The organism is Lactobacillus sp. ESL0791, assembly GCF_029433255.1.
GTDB lineage: Bacteria > Bacillota > Bacilli > Lactobacillales > Lactobacillaceae > Lactobacillus.
The window spans coordinates 1,640,381-1,655,293 of sequence record NZ_JAQTHU010000001.1 but is presented as its reverse complement, the minus strand read 5'-3'; the positions used below and the strand labels follow the sequence as shown (position 1 = coordinate 1,655,293).

The window sequence follows — 14,913 nt, the reverse complement described above, 5'->3', positions numbered from 1 at the left end:
GCGTTAATTTTTAAAAATAAATTTGGCGAAAGCATTGCTGATTCCGTCCGCATCATTTGAGGTGGTGACATAATCGGCGTGCTTTTTTGCTTCTGCGTGGCCGTTGCCCATGCAGATAGCAATGCCAGCAAAGTCAAACATGGAAATGTCGTTGCGTTCGTCGCCGATGGCCATCACGCTGTTAGCGGGGATGCCTAGGGCCTGGCATAATTCCCGCAGGCCGTTGCCTTTGTTAACCGCCGGGTTAATCAATTCAATAAAATGTTTGTCGGTACGGGCAACGGTTAACTTTTCATCGAATTTCTGCTTGACCTGTGTTTCATATTTGTCAAGCAATTCTTTGCTGCCGACAAAGCAGCCCTTGGCAATTTCGTGATCGGGAGCCAGCTCATCAGGCGTGCGCACATAGAGCGGTGCCAGATTTTCGTAGGCCTGGATGTAAACCATTAAGTCAATGTTGTGGTTAGGGGTGATGATGCGCGAAGAGGTATCCACGATGTTGACGGGCAGGCAGTGAGCCACGGAAAAAGCGGTCATTTGCCGGTAGCAGCTGGTCGGGATCAGATCTTCGGTGATTACTTTACCAGCAGTGTTTTGGGTAATTGCCCCGTTCAGGGTAACGACGTATTCATCGGGGCCACTGATGCCCAGCTCTTTTAAATGAGCCGTGAGCCCTGCAAATGGTCGGCCGGAGCAAAGCACGATTTTGACATCGCGAGTTAATGCCTTCTTAACAGCCACGACAGTACTGAGCTGAATTTTACCTTGAGAATTTAATAATGTGCCATCCATGTCAATAGCTACTAATTTGATTGTCATTTTGTCAATCCTCTCTGTATTTTTTCATTTATTTTTATTATACTAAATAATGTTAATTGATGGCAGGGGAGAAGCAGGATGGCAGTTTACACGCGTTTAGCTAAAAGTGAAGATTTACCTGCGATAATGAAGATTATTGCGCAGGCCAAGGAATTATTAAAACAGGATGGCAGCCCGCAGTGGCAGGACGGCCAGCCAAATGCGGAAATGTTTACCGAGGATATCCGCCTGAAACGTGCCTATGTTCTGGTGGTTGATGAGCAAGTTGCGGGGGTGGCGACCTTGATGACCACGCCTGAACCGAGCTACCAGGAAATTCAGGGTGCGTGGAATAATGCCGTCGCACCGTACGCAACGATTCATCGGATTGCTATTTCCGCTATTTACCGCGGCCGCAATCTGGCAGCAATTTTTATCTCTACTTTGCTGTCGCGCGGTTATGAACTGGGCCTGCGCAATTTTCGCATTGATACGCATGCGCTCAACAAGCGGATGCAAAGTGTGATTAGGAAGGCGGGCTATTCTTACCGCGGGATTATTTACGTTAATCCGACGAAAGACGGCGCGCGGTATGCTTATGAGCTTAATTTGGAATAAAATTTTGCTTGACGGGGAGCCGTTCATCTCCTATACTTAACAATATTGAGTGACAAGTAAAAGCTCAAATATCTTGGGTTATAGCCAAGCGGTAAGGCACTAGTTTTTGGTACTAGTATGCGCTGGTTCGAATCCAGCTAACCCAATTAAAGTAATTAGTCTTAATGTCAACTAGCTTTGAATGTTGATGTTAAGGCTTTTTTGTTAAATGAAATTAGGTAAAATCGAACTGAATTATGTGTTTAGGTTACATTATTCGGTTACAACATTTTTGAGAATTGGTTCGGCTAAAAATATGGCTTTCTGAAATTAGTTGAAATTAGGTTACAACATTTGGTGCATCCCTTTAGGGTGTTAAATTGTTTACAGCCTATTTGTTTAAGTTAAATCGCTACTGGGTACCGAAATGGTATTGAGTTATTCAGTCGTGTTTTGCGACGGTATTAAAAAATCCTCTGCGCTAACAGAGGATCATTTTAATGACTGCCTAAAGTAATCGGCTTTAGGACTTGTTTGGAGATTAACTCCAGTGCATCATTCAATTTAATTCTACAATATTTAAAGCCATTGTCAATAAGTAGAACTCTGGTAAAATGACTAATGGAATTACTAGAGATTTAATCACTCTCAATTATGGTAATTCTAGGAGGTGAAACTCCAGTGTATTCACTCATAATTGGTTTAGTATCAGGAATACTAGCCAATGTTATTGCTAACATGATTGTCGATTATATCAAACGTCATTATAAGCAATAATTTTAAAAGGGGAGCGTGTGGGCAATACCACTGCTCTCTTTTTTATTATAGCAGAAATGTACTTGGGGATGCTAACCACCTTCCTAAATTGGGGTAATGGTTTTATATGGGGTCGCGTTTTGTTACTCCATGTAATAGTTTCAGTATGAGCCTTTTAGGATTAAAAGTGTCGCGTTTTGCGACAATCGTGAAGCATTCACAATTAATATCTAAGGTCGTTCTGAACGACTTTAAATTTAGATCACACTGAGTGATGTGTTTATTAAATCATTGCGAACAATTTAGGATTTATAAAGTTGTCATAAAGAGGGGATGCGCATACGCACGTCCTTTGTTTTTATAAGCGTAACTGTAACTACGTTCATGAGTTGACCGCTTCCTGTTAGTAAGGTAGTTAACAAGTGCACCTAAAGGTACAGTTGCTACTGTTACTCTTTTTTGAGTAAGGTCAGTCATATTGACCTTAAAATTTTAAATGGGGTGAGAGCCATTTAGAAAATTCGTGGTACTTTAAAATCACTACGAAATGATAAATTCGCTGTCTTTCAAAAGGTCAGCAGAATAAAAAATAAAATTAATGTTGCCGTTTGTATGTTCGCGGTGCCTTTGAAGTACCACGACTATATACTTCAAAAGTATTTAGAAAGTTCTGTTTTAGAACTTTAGTTAGATGAGTCCAATTTTGGATTGGTTATTTTATTAAATCTACTATCGTTTAAAACGAGAGCTGTTAGACATTTTTGTCTAACCGAATCCAATTTTGGATTCTGATATTTATCAGAAATCAATTTTGCGTTTTGATGAGCCCCCATTTTTGGGGTTTGAGGAGATATTGCTATGGGTCAATTTTGGCCCCATCTTTTTATAGCCTCCGAGAACTCCGAATAGCGCCAATTTAGGCATAAAAATAGAGAAGTGGTAAAGAAGTTAACCACCTCTCTGTATAAACCGCTGTAAGATTAATTATTTAGGTAAATATCAGACATCCCTAACAGGTCACAAATGTTTGCTGCTGTTTCGTAATTATCCTGTTTTAAATTGACCATATTATATTTATAAACCTTAACTACGTTACTGTTATCACGAATTTTAATGTTCCTGTACATTGTATCTTTGTCATTCCAGTTAATTAATGCTGTTAGTACATCCCTAACGCTGTCATAGTTGTAAAACCAATCTTCTCCATGTTCTTGGGTGGTATCAATTAAATTTTTTAGCTGAATAAGCATAAGTAAATTTTTCTTTTTGTAATCTTTAAGCGTTGGTTTTATCTGGTCACCGTTAAGAGTGGTAATAGTCCCTAATTTTCCATTTTTAGAGTTAAATTTTATTAATTTGTCTAATATTTGTTTGGCATTAGGGTATTCGATTTCTGTGTTCATGTTTTAGCTCCTTTATTTTAAATTCTCTTTGGTTTGTACGCAGGTTTTAGCAGGTTGTATGTACGGTTATCCTCACGGACGCTTGAAATTGCCTTAAAATCGCTCTCTGCTAATCGAAATTTCAGGTTTTATAGGTTTTGCTGTCAAGTTTTGTTAGGTTCTTTGAATAAAAAAGTTGGGTTTTGTTGGGTTTAAAATACTGGCTTTTTCCGTAAAGATTAACCATACTTCAAGCCAATAAATGCTTTAGTATCAATGCTTTACGAGGTTTACTCCTATGCAAAAAAGTTCTAGTTTTGGTTTATCACGCGAGAAAATGATACTGTTGCGGCTCCTCAAACGTTCAGGTAGGGGCGGGGGATGCACACGAACTTTTTTTAATTACTCACGATTTTACCAAAAAGCTTAATTACTGCTCATATAAAATTTAGAGACATTTTGGGTGAGTGCTCCCTCGGTAACGAAAACAGGCCCCCGCCTGTCTTAAAAATAAACCTCTAGGTCTAGGGTATTTTCTCGGCTTATACCTTATTTTATCTGTGCTTTATTGTATTGGCTTGCAAAACTCTAATAATGCTTCGGGGTTAAGTCGCTTATAATATTGCGATTGACCGTAATTAATCAGTGGTAAGATGTCTTTTACTCGTTTATCTTCAAAGTAACGTGAAATTAAGATAGTGCAGCTAACCCAATATTAGGTAATTAATCTTAATGTCAACTAGCTTCGAGTGTTGATGTTAAGGCTTTTTTGTTAAATGAAATTAGGTAAAGTTAAACTGAATTATGTTAATCGGTGCAAAATTTTTGGCAATGATGGATTAATCAAAATATTCTAAAGTTTGCTTATGACATTTGGCATAGTTTTTAAAGTAAATAATTTGTAAATCGTTCAAAATTGTTCAAAACAGTTCATGAGTCGTTCAATTTCATTCAAAATCGTTCATGCTCATTTTATGTGAAATACATAGAACATAGTTAGAATATAAGTTTTAGAATAAAAGTTAGAAAAACAAGCGGATAAATTTAATAACAAGCAGAGGCGCACACACTTCCTGTCTATTTTTTATTTGCTCATTATGATAAGAAAAAGCTTTTAGCATAAAATTATTTAATGCGTAACAAACAGTTATTTAATCTAAGAGATTTATGTAAGAGTTGCATTTACTTTTGCAGTAAAATAATTTATCATCATCTTATATTTATTCGCGTATAGAAAACGGATAAAAATATCAAAAAGGATAACTAAAAATAACATGAATGATAAAAATAATTTTCACGAACACTTAAAAAGAATACAAATAACTGACAAGAAGGATCGTTTTTCGATTAAAAAATTGATGGTGGGTATAACTTCGGTAATTTTGGGCTTTAATTTATTTAGTGCAAAATTGCAGGAGGCAGAGGCCGAATCGATTGATTCAGAAGGTGAAGATGAAATTGATTTAAATGATAAGAATGTCGCACTGGACAAGCAAGTCCCGCAAGCATCTACCAGTAAGCAAAGTAAACGCGTTGATGTAAATGTAAAAAGCACTGCTGCTTTGTCTGCAAAGAAAGCTGAGTACAAATTACAATTAAGCACTTTTTCGGGACTAACCATGTTTTTGCGTGAAAATGCGGCTCAGGATACGCAAAAAGTACAGACAAGACAAGCGTCAAGTGTCATCAACAAGCCAGATGTAAATCGCACACAGGAACCAAAACAACTAAATGAAACTGTTTAAAACACAGACAATTGGCTTCAAGAAAATTAATGGCAAAGGGTATTGAGTGTTCTTCATTGCTGATAGAAACTTTAAAGCAACATTGAAATTTTTCCGCCACCATTTTGCCAATATGCTTCCAAATTGTTTTGTTTTCAGATTATGTGGGTGCAGATGATATAAAAAATAAAAAAGCACCTCCGATTGGGAGACGCTTCTTTAACCTTCTTAATATTGGTGCAATGGTCTTTATTTGAAGTTTGCGCGTTTAACGTAACGCTTATCACCGATAATGTAGTGGGCCCTGCCCTTGATCTTAACCGGTTTGCCATAAGTGCGAATTTTGGCTTTTCTTGCTAATTTCTTTTTGCCAACACGGTGAGCGTGCTGGTCATAGATATAAGCATTTTGGGTTAACTTTCTGATATTACCGTCGATGTTACCTGCTGCAATTCTCTTGCCATTGGCAAATTCATAGAATCTGCGACCGTTGATAGTTTCGGAAACCGCAACATAGATTCTGGAATCAAGATTTAAAATGAAAACAACAAATTTACGCAATAAAGCGATTGTTTTTATCTACCGCGGCTACCCCGTCAAATATCCAAAGAATTTCTTGGCGGGGTTTGGGCTTGTGGCAAATCACAGTGCTAAAGGAGATGAAGTATAATAAAAGCCAAAATTAAAAAATAATTATAGAAAATATAGTAGATACATTGTATAATTAACGTATTTATAAGAGAAAGTGGTGTACAAATATTATGGTTGATTTGAAAAAATATATGAAAAAAGGCTTAGCTGAGGCTGCAGAAAATCCGATTCTGAAGTTTTCTACTTATGCCAGCAAGATCCCGGATGTTGTGAAGTTTACGCTGGGTGAGCCTGACTTTAACACGCCGGATCATATTAAGGAAGCTGCAAAAAAGGGGATTGATGATAACCATTCCCACTACGCCCCTTCAAACGGAACGCCGGGCGCAAGGAAAGCAGCCAGTGAATTTTTGGCTAAGAAGTATGGGCAAAAATATGATCCTGATACCGAGGTGCTGATTACCAACGGGGTAAGTGAGGCAATTTTTGATGTAGTAACCGCCGTCTTTAATCCCGGTGATGTGATGGTTGTCCCAACACCAATCTTTCCGTTGTATATGACCGATGAGGGTATTTTGAATACTGGAATAAAAATCGTGGAAATTGATACTTCAGACGATGGCTTTAAGCTGACACCGGAAAAACTGCAAAAAGTGATTGATGAGTACGGCGATCACGTCCGGATGCTGGTTATGAACTATCCGACTAACCCAACAGGTGTGATGTACAGTCAGGATGAATTGAATGCGCTGGCCGATGTGATTCGCGATAAGCCGATTTTTGCTCTGTGTGACGAAATTTACAGTGAATTAAACTATGATCAGCCGCATGCATCAATGGAAAAGACATTGCATGATCAGGTAATTTTAATGAATGGTGTGTCCAAAGCTTGGGCAATGACCGGTTACCGGATTGGGGTTATCTGTGCACCGAAGGACATTCTGACGCAGCTAGCTAAGGTGCACCAGGCCATTGCTACCACTGAGCCGACGCCAATGCAGGATGCGGCCGAGGAAGCATTCAAGAACGGGATAGATGATGCTGCGCCAATGAAAGCAGAATTCTTGAAGCGCCGGGATGTCTTGTATGACGGCTTAACCAAACTGGGCTTTGACTGTGTCAAGCCGAATGGCGCCTTCTATATTTTTGCTAAAATTCCGGAAGGTCTTGAGCAAGACGATAACAAGTTTATCTATGACCTGGTCGAAAAGGCGCATGTTGCTCTGACTGCTGGTTCTTGCTTTGCCGCAGCTGGCGCCGGCTACGTTCGCTTCTCTTATGCAGTTGCGATGGACCAAATCAAAGAAGGCTTGCGGCGTATAGAAAAATACGTCAACGAAAATAAAAAATAGTTAGTAAAAATTTTACTTGCAATTGCGCACGTTTTTCGCTAAGATAGTTTACGTGCGTTATGGAGGAGTAGCGAAGTGGCTAAACGCGGCGGTCTGTAAAACCGCTCTCCCTGAGTTCGGCGGTTCGAATCCACCCTCCTCCACTTGATTGGGTTATAGCCAAGCGGTAAGGCACTAGTTTTTGGTACTAGTATGCGCTGGTTCGAATCCAGCTAACCCAATTGTTCTTACGAACACCCAACCCAAAAGAATGAAGCAGCTTTTCAAGTTTGCTTCTTTTTTTATTCAAAGGAGTTTTTAAATGTCTAGATTAGTTAGGGTCGGAGCTGGAGGTGAAGAGATCGGCTGGCATGAGGCGCTGAAAGATCTGCGTGCTGACGATGTGCTGCTGCTTGAGCCGGGTTTCTATGAATTGCCCCAGGGAATTACCTTGTGCGATGTCACGATCAAGGGCAGCGGCAGCTTGCCCGAAGATACGACTATCTTGGGCTATGTTGATGTGGCAATCGACAGTCGCTACGTCACCTTAGAAAATCTCTGCATTAATACTAATAATGAGCGCAATAGCCTCTATGTTCCGCCGGAAGCTGACAGCTATCTGAGTTTGCGCAATTGTCTAATTAAGGGTTACGGCAGTGATACAGCCACAATTGCGCTTAACGGCAAGGTGACACTTGAACTATATTCGGTTAAGATTCTGGCCGGGTCGGTTTCCGTTTATCAAAATGCCAATTTCCGTCTGGAGGTAAATGACTCGGTCCTAGCTAACCCCTCTGACGAATATTGTGCCCTAGCACTTGAGGGCAAGGGAACGGCGATCATTAATAATTCACAGGTTCACGGCAGCATTGATACTTTTGCTGCAACTAATGCCGAGCTTGACCTTAACAATTCGGTGGTTGATTACCTCCTGCTTTACGGACAAACCTGGTTAAACATGCTTAACAGTGAGGTTTTGGCAAAAGATGATGCCAGTCTGTATATCGGGGATGAATGCTGGATCAATATCATTAATTGCAAGTTTAACGGCGGAATTTATACGGATAAACAGCCCCACATCATTTTGCAGAATATTGTTTGTGACCGTTTGGTCGGGGTAGGAGACAGTCAGTTGACCGTCATTAATTCGGTAATTATGGCGCACGCAGATTTTCAGGATAATGCTGTTTGCTCGGTAAGACGAACGACATTCAATAGTGATGGTAGTTACCAGTACTTTTTAGCACTCAGCAATCATGCCAGACTTGATGGGCACGATTTGATATTGAATGCCAACGGGACGGATATGGCGGTACAGGACGATGCTCGACTGGAAATGCACGTCTTGGAGAGTGAAGGTGACCATTTGCGCGTTGAATGCCAGCAAAAACCCAACGTCCATATTTTGGGAGCGAAGTGGACCATTATCAATAAATAAAGGGAAATTGGCGCATTAATTTTGGTTGTGCAAGTTAGACCAATTTAGATTATAATTAAGATACACATTTTGGAGGTTACTCATTGATGGAAGAACCAATGTATATCAAGATTCATAATCAAATTAAGCGCGATATTGAGAATCACGTTTACCGTGTGGGCAGTAGAATCCCGGCCGAGCGGCAGTTGGCGGTCAAATTTGGGGTGTCGCGGATGACATTGCGGCAGGCGATCAAAACGCTTGAGGATGAAGGAATATTGGAACGGCGTCTTGGGAGTGGCACTTACGTTGCCAGTCAAAAAGTTCAGGAAAAAATGTCCGGCATTATGTCCTTTACCGAAATTACCCAGGCAAACGGGCAGACGCCTTCGAGTAAGTTGATTTCCTATAAAGTGGGCCAGCCCTCCTTATCTGAAAAAGAGCGGTTAAACCTCGCAGGAGATGCTGAGGTGCTGCGGATGGAACGGATCCGCTATGCCGACAACGTGCCAATCTGTTATGAGGTCGTAACGATTCCGCATGAATTGATTGCCAAACTGTCGAAAGCGGATATCTCTGCCCATTTGTACCGGACACTTGAAGCCCACGGTTACCAAGTGGGGCAGGTAACGGAGCATATTTCGGCAGCGATTGCCAATGAACAGGATGCCCGCTTACTTGATGTCAAGAAAGGAGAACCCCTGATTACACGGCTGCAGGTGACGGATTTGTCAACAGGCCAGCCGTTTGAGTATACCAGGGCGAGTTACGTGGCCGACCGGTTTGAATTCACTTTTTCAAAATAATTTTGCGAAAAGTAAAAACGCAAGAGAAATTACAAAATAGTTTCTCTTGCATTTTTTACTTTAAGTCAGCTTTGATTTTACTGGTAGAAATACCCGGTGTACGCGGCAGATACACTACTTTGCAGTAAGGCTTGAGAAAATCAAATTTTCCGGTCCAGTCGTTGCCCATGACAAAAGTATCAATATGATATTTTTGCACATCGGCAGCTTTTTGCTCCCAATTTTCTTCTGGGATCACCTCGTCAACGTAGCGGATTGCCTCCAGAATATATTTACGTTCAGCGTAGTTGTTATAAGATTCCTTGTGCTTTTGCAGTTCGTTGAATTCGTCGGTTGAAAGCCCGACAATCAGGTAGTCGCCTAGTTCTTTTGCCCGTTTAAGCAGGCGCACATGGCCATAATGCAGCAGGTCAAACGTGCCGTATGTAATAACTTTTTTCATCTTTAGTTTCTCCAATTACTATCAAATTAATCGTATCATATTTGCATAAAAATAATAAATAATTATTGTCAGAGTTAATTTTGCCAATTGGTAGATAACTTTTCTCTTTCAAACTAAAACTTATACCCTCTCTTTTTTCAAACAATGTCATTTCGTTTTTGATAATAAACCATAAAATGCTATGTAATTATTGGGATAAAAGGTAAAATAAAAGAAAAAGGATGCGGGGGCAAGTTTGATGAACAAAGTAAATGTTTTAGGGGTCAATTTTGATAACAAGACTTTGAACCAGTTTCAAAATGAGTTTATCGGCCGCCTAAATGAACACAAATCAACCTTTATCGTAACTGCGAATCCGGAAATCGTCATGTCGGCTAACGAAAATCCGGAATTTATGAAAATTTTGACAAGCGATGCCGATTATATTACTGCCGATGGGATCGGAGTGGTTAAAGCTGCTAAAATGTTGAAAACTCCTCTGCCCGAACGGGTAACCGGCTACGACTTGTTTACCTGGCTGATGAAGGTGGCCAATGAGCGTAACTTGCGTGTCTATTTAATTGGGGCAAAACCGGCTGTTATTCATGCTGTTCAGGAGAAGATTGCGCGTGATTATCCGGAAATTCAGTTAGTCGGTGCCGAAGATGGTTATTTTAAGGATGACCTGGATCTGGTTGCTTTAAGAATCGAACGGACGCAGCCGGATTTGGTCTTTGCCGCCTTGGGTTCGCCTCGGCAGGAAAAATTACTGGCAATTTTACGCAAGAATTTGCTGCCAGCGGTCATGATGGGAGTCGGCGGTTCGTTTGATGTTTTCTCAGGGGTGGTTAAACGTGCGCCTAAATTTTATCAGGAAGCCCATCTGGAATGGTTTTACCGCTTAGTGAAAAATCCTTGGCGGTTCAAAAGAATGCTGGTTTTGCCTAAGTTTGTCAATGATGTCAGAAAGTCACGAAAAGAACAGAAGTAGTCTATGAAGATTTTGCATGTTAATGCGGGCCTGGAAGCGGGCGGCGGGTTGACACATATTATTAATTTGCTAACAGAAGCAAAAAAAGAGGGCCAGGATTTTGTCCTGCTGGTTTTTGCTGAGGGGCCAGTTGCTAAGGCTGCGCGTGCGGCTCAGCTTGAAGTTCATGTTTTGGGTGCAAACAGCCGCTATGATTTTAGCAGTTTGAGGCGGCTTGCTGCCTTCATCAATCACGGTCATTATGATATCGTCCATACACATGGGGCACGGGCAAACTTATACCTGTCTCTGATTAAGCGAAAAATTACTGCCCGCTGGTGCGTCACGGTTCACTCCGATCCTTACCTTGACTTTTCCGGTCGGGGAATTATGGGCAAGATTTTTACCCAATTAAATTTGCGGGCACTAAAAAAGGCAGATTGGCTTTTTGCGGTGACCAAGCGTTTTAAAAAGCTGCTGGTAACAAAAGCAAAAATTAATCCAACCAAAGTTTATGTCATTTATAATGGAATCTTTTTTCATACGAACAATTCACTTCCTCCTAAGGAGGAGCACCGCGGCTTTAACCTGATTAATGTTGCCCGTGCTGAAAAGGTTAAAGGGCAGGATTTGCTGCTGCGCGCGGTTAAAAATATTAATAATCCGGACATTCACCTTTACTTTGCCGGCGACGGCAGTGAACTGTCAAAGTTAAAAAGTTTGACCCGGGAGCTGGAACTTACTGCTCAGGTCACCTTTCTGGGTTTTTTAACGCAAGAGCAGTTAACTGAACTGTACCGCAGGATGGATCTGGCGGTTCTGGCGTCTTATTCAGAAAGTTTCCCGCTTGTTCTGCTTGAGGCGAGTGATAATTTGGTGCCGCTTTTGTCGACGGCCGTGGGTGATATCGAAATGATGATTCCCGATCGGCAGCACGGCTTTGTTGCTAAAATTGGTGATCTGACTTCACTGACTGCCGGATTAAGAACTGCGTTAGAAATGAATGACCAGGAGCTGGTAGCGATGGCTAAGCGGGAAAAAGATTATTTGGTGCATAATTTTGCGGTGAAGCAGCAGTTGGCGGTGATTTTGCGGGTATATGAGCGATATTTAAAAGCGTAAATTACTTAAATCTTGATAATTAAACTTGTTAAATTGTAATTTTATCTTTATAATTAACATAATCATAAGGGAGTAACGGCAAATTTTTGTGGTAAGTTCAACAGCCGGGGAAGGATTTCCTCTGGGCTTACCTTAATTAGTGAGACTTATGTGCGGGAATGAAGCACATAAGTCTCTTTTTTATCAGGAGGAAACTAAGTGGCAAAAGCATACTATAAGCAAAAAGTAAGTGAAGTTGCACATGATTTTAAGACTGCGGTGGCTAAGGGCTTAAGCAGCGACCAGGTACAGGAAAGAACCGCGCAGTATGGGCCTAACAGTCTGGCGAGTCAGAAGAAGACGAGCCTGCTGCGGCGTTTCGTTGATCAATTTAAAGATTTTATGATTATCGTTTTGATCATCGCGGCGTTATTATCCGGATTTGTTGCTAAGGAGTGGACGGATGCTGCCATCATCATGATTGTGGTTATCCTGAATGCCGTCCTAGGCGTTTTTCAAGAGACCCGTTCCGAGGAAGCAATTTCCGCTCTGAAGAAAATGGCCACCCCGAGTGCCCGTGTCCGCCGGAACGGCGTAATTAGCGAGATTCCCAGTACAGCCTTAGTGCCAGGGGATGTTGTTCTGCTTGAGGCGGGTGATGTAGTTCCGGCCGACATGCGGCTTGTCAAGAGTGAAAGCCTTAAGATCGAAGAATCGGCTCTAACCGGTGAATCGGTTCCGGTTGATAAAAAAAGCGAGCAATTGCCTGATGAAAAGGTAGCGCTGGCCGACCAGGTTAATATGGCTTTTTCTAATACCAATGTTACTTACGGCCGCGGCGAAGGCATCGTCGTTGCAACGGGGATGCAGACCGAAGTTGGTAAAATTGCTACGATGATTAATAATGCCGATGAGACAGATACGCCGCTGAAACAAAATTTGAATCAGCTGGGTAAAACGCTGACGATCATGATTCTGGTTGTCTGTGCCGTTGTCTTTGTGGTGGGTCTGATTACCAAACGGGGCACGGAGCCGACCAACAAGCTGATTATTGACATGTTTTTAGTAGCCGTTTCGCTTGCCGTTGCCGCAATTCCCGAGGGACTGCCAGCAATCGTGACAATTATTTTGGCGCTTGGCACTCAAACTATGGCCAAGCACAAGGCGATTGTGCGCAAGCTCCCGGCCGTAGAAACGCTTGGTGCGACCGATATTATTTGTTCGGATAAGACGGGCACACTTACGCAGAATAAGATGACAGTCGAAAAGCTGTATTATGATGGTAAGTTTCATCAGGCTGACGAGGCAATAAAAGCGGAAAATCCGGCGCTTTTGACCATGGTTTTGGCAAACGATACCAAGATTGAACAGGGGCAAAAATTGTTAGGCGATCCTACCGAAACAGCCCTTGTCCAGTATGCGCTGCAGCAAAAAATTGCGGTATCAGATTTACTGAGTGACCATCACCGTGTTCAAGAAGTTCCCTTTGACTCGGAAAGAAAATTGATGAGTACGGTCAATCAGGATGGTGGCCAGTACTTTGTTGCGGTTAAGGGTGCACCCGATCAGCTTCTAAAGCGAGTAACTGAGATTAATCTTGGCGGCCAGGTTACTGCAATTAATGAAAAACAAAAGCAGGAAATTTTGGCTGCTAACCAGGAAATGGGCAGTAAGGCCTTGCGGGTCTTGGGTCTAGCATACAAACTGGTTAAGGAAACTTATGACAAGCCGACGACGGAAAATGTTGAACAGGATTTGATTTTTGCTGGTCTGGTAGGAATGATTGATCCTGAGCGTCCTGAGGCCAAGAAGGCGATTGCCGAAGCGCATAGCGCGGGAATTACGACGGTGATGATCACGGGTGATCACCAAGTCACGGCGCAGGCAATTGCTGAGCGGCTGGGTATTATTCAGCCGGGACAAAATAAGCGGGTAATTACTGGTGCCGAGCTTGACGAACTAAGCGATGATTATTTTGAAAAGCATGTCGGTGACTACAGTGTTTATGCCCGGGTTTCGCCCGAACACAAGGTGCGGATTGTCAAGGCATGGCAGGCCAACGGTAAAATTGTGGCGATGACTGGTGATGGGGTTAATGATGCTCCCAGCCTGAAGCAAGCCGATATCGGAATCGGCATGGGCATCACCGGTACAGAGGTGTCTAAAGGAGCCAGTGACATGGTGCTTGCCGATGATAACTTTGCGACAATTGTTGAGGCGGTTAAGCAGGGACGGAAGGTCTTCAGCAATATTCAGAAGTCCATTTTGTATTTGATGAGCTGCAATGTAGGTGAAGTTTTAACCGTCTTCATGATGACCATGCTTGGCTGGGATATTCTGGCTCCGGTGCAGCTTCTCTGGATTAACCTGGTGACGGATACGCTGCCAGCAATTGCCTTAGGGGTTGAACCGGTTGAAAACGGCGTGATGAAACGCAAACCTCGCGGCAAAAAATCTAACTTCTTCAGCGGCGGCGTTGCCAGTTCAATTATTTATCAGGGAATTTTAGAGGGAGCACTAGTTTTAGGTGCCTATCAGCTAGGTTTGAATGTCGGCCCTCATGTTGATAATCCGGCAATGCAGCACGGTGACGCTTTGACGATGGCCTTTTTGACTTTAGGCTTAATCCAGCTGTTTCATGCCTTTAATTCGAAATATGTCCACCAGTCGATTTTTAATAAGAAAACCTTTGCTAACAAGTGGTTTAACTGGGCAATTCTAATTTCTGCGCTTGTGATGTCAGCGGTTGAATTGCCGTTTATGACTAGATTCTTCGATGTGACTGAACTTGATGCTGCGCAATGGCTGGTGGTTCTAGGGGCAGGTGTCTTAATGATTTTAATTGTTGAATCTGTCAAATTTGTTCAGCGGCGCTTAGGCAAAAGATAAGTAAAACATTGGTTATTAGTTAAAAAAGAGGATAAACAAAAAATATAAGTTTTGTAGTTGAAAGGCTGACCTGACCTTGTGTCATGGCCAGCTTTTTTGTTTGGTCGATTGCTATTTCCCAAAAAGATGA

12 protein-coding genes and 3 tRNA genes are annotated in these 14,913 nt (G+C 41.9%); 11 read left to right on the top strand and 4 right to left on the bottom strand.

Annotation, left to right across the window (positions count from 1 at the left end; translation table 11 throughout):
* Nucleotides 1-3: 3 nt before the first annotated feature.
* Nucleotides 4-819 carry a Cof-type HAD-IIB family hydrolase gene (locus tag PT285_RS08015; RefSeq protein ID WP_277149476.1) on the bottom strand — a complete coding sequence of 272 codons (816 nt, stop codon included), beginning with the start codon at nt 817-819 and terminating at the stop codon, nt 4-6.
* Nucleotides 820-897: 78 nt separating this feature from the next.
* Here PT285_RS08015 and PT285_RS08010 point away from each other — a divergent pair, with 78 nt between their 5' ends.
* Together PT285_RS08010 and PT285_RS08005 are read left to right on the top strand one after the other, a co-directional pair.
* Entirely contained in the window at nt 898-1,416 is a 519-nt protein-coding gene (locus tag PT285_RS08010; RefSeq protein ID WP_277149475.1) for a GNAT family N-acetyltransferase, read from the top strand.
* A 74-nt stretch (nt 1,417-1,490) separates the two neighbouring features.
* A tRNA-Gln gene (locus tag PT285_RS08005) sits at nt 1,491-1,562 on the top strand.
* A 1,569-nt stretch (nt 1,563-3,131) separates the two neighbouring features.
* On the opposite strand, the gene PT285_RS08000 is transcribed toward PT285_RS08005, so the two are convergent.
* Nucleotides 3,132-3,554, bottom strand: coding sequence for a hypothetical protein (locus tag PT285_RS08000; RefSeq protein ID WP_277149473.1), 423 nt, complete (start codon nt 3,552-3,554; stop codon nt 3,132-3,134).
* A 1,253-nt stretch (nt 3,555-4,807) separates the two neighbouring features.
* Between PT285_RS08000 and PT285_RS07995 the strand changes: the two genes are divergently transcribed.
* On the top strand, nt 4,808-5,278 hold the full coding sequence (locus tag PT285_RS07995) for a YSIRK-type signal peptide-containing protein (protein ID WP_277149471.1): 471 nt from the start codon (nt 4,808-4,810) through the stop codon (nt 5,276-5,278).
* Nucleotides 5,279-5,506: 228 nt separating this feature from the next.
* Here the strand turns inward: PT285_RS07995 and PT285_RS07990 are convergent, their stop codons facing one another.
* Nucleotides 5,507-5,818 (bottom strand): SLAP domain-containing protein, encoded by a 312-nt coding sequence (locus PT285_RS07990; protein WP_277149469.1) that lies wholly within the window; start codon nt 5,816-5,818, stop codon nt 5,507-5,509.
* 200 nt (nt 5,819-6,018) lie between these two features.
* On the opposite strand from PT285_RS07990, the gene PT285_RS07985 reads away from it, so the two are divergent.
* The 5 genes from PT285_RS07985 to PT285_RS07965 all read left to right on the top strand — a co-directional run bounded on the left by PT285_RS07985 (nt 6,019) and on the right by PT285_RS07965 (nt 9,402).
* The gene (locus PT285_RS07985; RefSeq protein WP_277149467.1) at nt 6,019-7,200 is read left to right on the top strand and encodes an aminotransferase class I/II-fold pyridoxal phosphate-dependent enzyme; all 1,182 of its coding nucleotides are present in this window, start codon (nt 6,019-6,021) and stop codon (nt 7,198-7,200) included.
* A 61-nt stretch (nt 7,201-7,261) separates the two neighbouring features.
* Nucleotides 7,262-7,343: transfer RNA gene (locus PT285_RS07980), tRNA-Tyr, on the top strand.
* A 6-nt stretch (nt 7,344-7,349) separates the two neighbouring features.
* Nucleotides 7,350-7,421, top strand: a tRNA-Gln gene (locus PT285_RS07975).
* Nucleotides 7,422-7,501: 80 nt separating this feature from the next.
* Nucleotides 7,502-8,617 (top strand): hypothetical protein, encoded by a 1,116-nt coding sequence (locus PT285_RS07970; RefSeq protein ID WP_277149466.1) that lies wholly within the window; start codon nt 7,502-7,504, stop codon nt 8,615-8,617.
* 86 nt (nt 8,618-8,703) lie between these two features.
* Nucleotides 8,704-9,402, top strand: a complete 699-nt coding sequence (locus PT285_RS07965; protein ID WP_277149464.1) for a GntR family transcriptional regulator — start codon at nt 8,704-8,706, stop codon at nt 9,400-9,402.
* Between the two features lie 55 nt (nt 9,403-9,457).
* On the opposite strand, the gene tagD is transcribed toward PT285_RS07965, so the two are convergent.
* The gene (tagD, locus tag PT285_RS07960; protein ID WP_277149462.1) at nt 9,458-9,844 is read right to left on the bottom strand and encodes a glycerol-3-phosphate cytidylyltransferase; all 387 of its coding nucleotides are present in this window, start codon (nt 9,842-9,844) and stop codon (nt 9,458-9,460) included.
* Nucleotides 9,845-10,082: 238 nt separating this feature from the next.
* On the opposite strand from tagD, the gene PT285_RS07955 reads away from it, so the two are divergent.
* The 3 genes from PT285_RS07955 (at nt 10,083) to PT285_RS07945 (ending at nt 14,783) form a co-directional block, all read left to right on the top strand.
* Nucleotides 10,083-10,814 (top strand): WecB/TagA/CpsF family glycosyltransferase, encoded by a 732-nt coding sequence (locus PT285_RS07955; RefSeq protein WP_277149460.1) that lies wholly within the window; start codon nt 10,083-10,085, stop codon nt 10,812-10,814.
* Nucleotides 10,815-10,817: 3 nt separating this feature from the next.
* Complete coding sequence (locus PT285_RS07950; RefSeq protein ID WP_277149458.1) at nt 10,818-11,915, top strand: glycosyltransferase; 1,098 nt, start codon at nt 10,818-10,820, stop codon at nt 11,913-11,915.
* Between the two features lie 198 nt (nt 11,916-12,113).
* The gene (locus PT285_RS07945; protein ID WP_277149456.1) at nt 12,114-14,783 is read left to right on the top strand and encodes a calcium-translocating P-type ATPase, PMCA-type; all 2,670 of its coding nucleotides are present in this window, start codon (nt 12,114-12,116) and stop codon (nt 14,781-14,783) included.
* Nucleotides 14,784-14,913 lie beyond the last annotated feature (130 nt).

Excerpts from the sequence above, each read along its gene's own strand:
- PT285_RS08015 (WP_277149476.1), bottom strand. The coding sequence starts at position 819 with ATGACAATCAAATTAGTAGCTATTGACATGGATGGCACATTATTAAAT.
- PT285_RS08010 (WP_277149475.1), top strand. The coding sequence starts at position 898 with ATGGCAGTTTACACGCGTTTAGCTAAAAGTGAAGATTTACCTGCGATA.
- PT285_RS08000 (WP_277149473.1), bottom strand. The coding sequence starts at position 3,554 with ATGAACACAGAAATCGAATACCCTAATGCCAAACAAATATTAGACAAA.
- PT285_RS07995 (WP_277149471.1), top strand. The coding sequence starts at position 4,808 with ATGAATGATAAAAATAATTTTCACGAACACTTAAAAAGAATACAAATA.
- PT285_RS07985 (WP_277149467.1), top strand. The coding sequence starts at position 6,019 with ATGGTTGATTTGAAAAAATATATGAAAAAAGGCTTAGCTGAGGCTGCA.
- PT285_RS07970 (WP_277149466.1), top strand. The coding sequence starts at position 7,502 with ATGTCTAGATTAGTTAGGGTCGGAGCTGGAGGTGAAGAGATCGGCTGG.
- PT285_RS07965 (WP_277149464.1), top strand. The coding sequence starts at position 8,704 with ATGGAAGAACCAATGTATATCAAGATTCATAATCAAATTAAGCGCGAT.
- tagD (WP_277149462.1), bottom strand. The coding sequence starts at position 9,844 with ATGAAAAAAGTTATTACATACGGCACGTTTGACCTGCTGCATTATGGC.
- PT285_RS07955 (WP_277149460.1), top strand. The coding sequence starts at position 10,083 with ATGAACAAAGTAAATGTTTTAGGGGTCAATTTTGATAACAAGACTTTG.
- PT285_RS07950 (WP_277149458.1), top strand. The coding sequence starts at position 10,818 with ATGAAGATTTTGCATGTTAATGCGGGCCTGGAAGCGGGCGGCGGGTTG.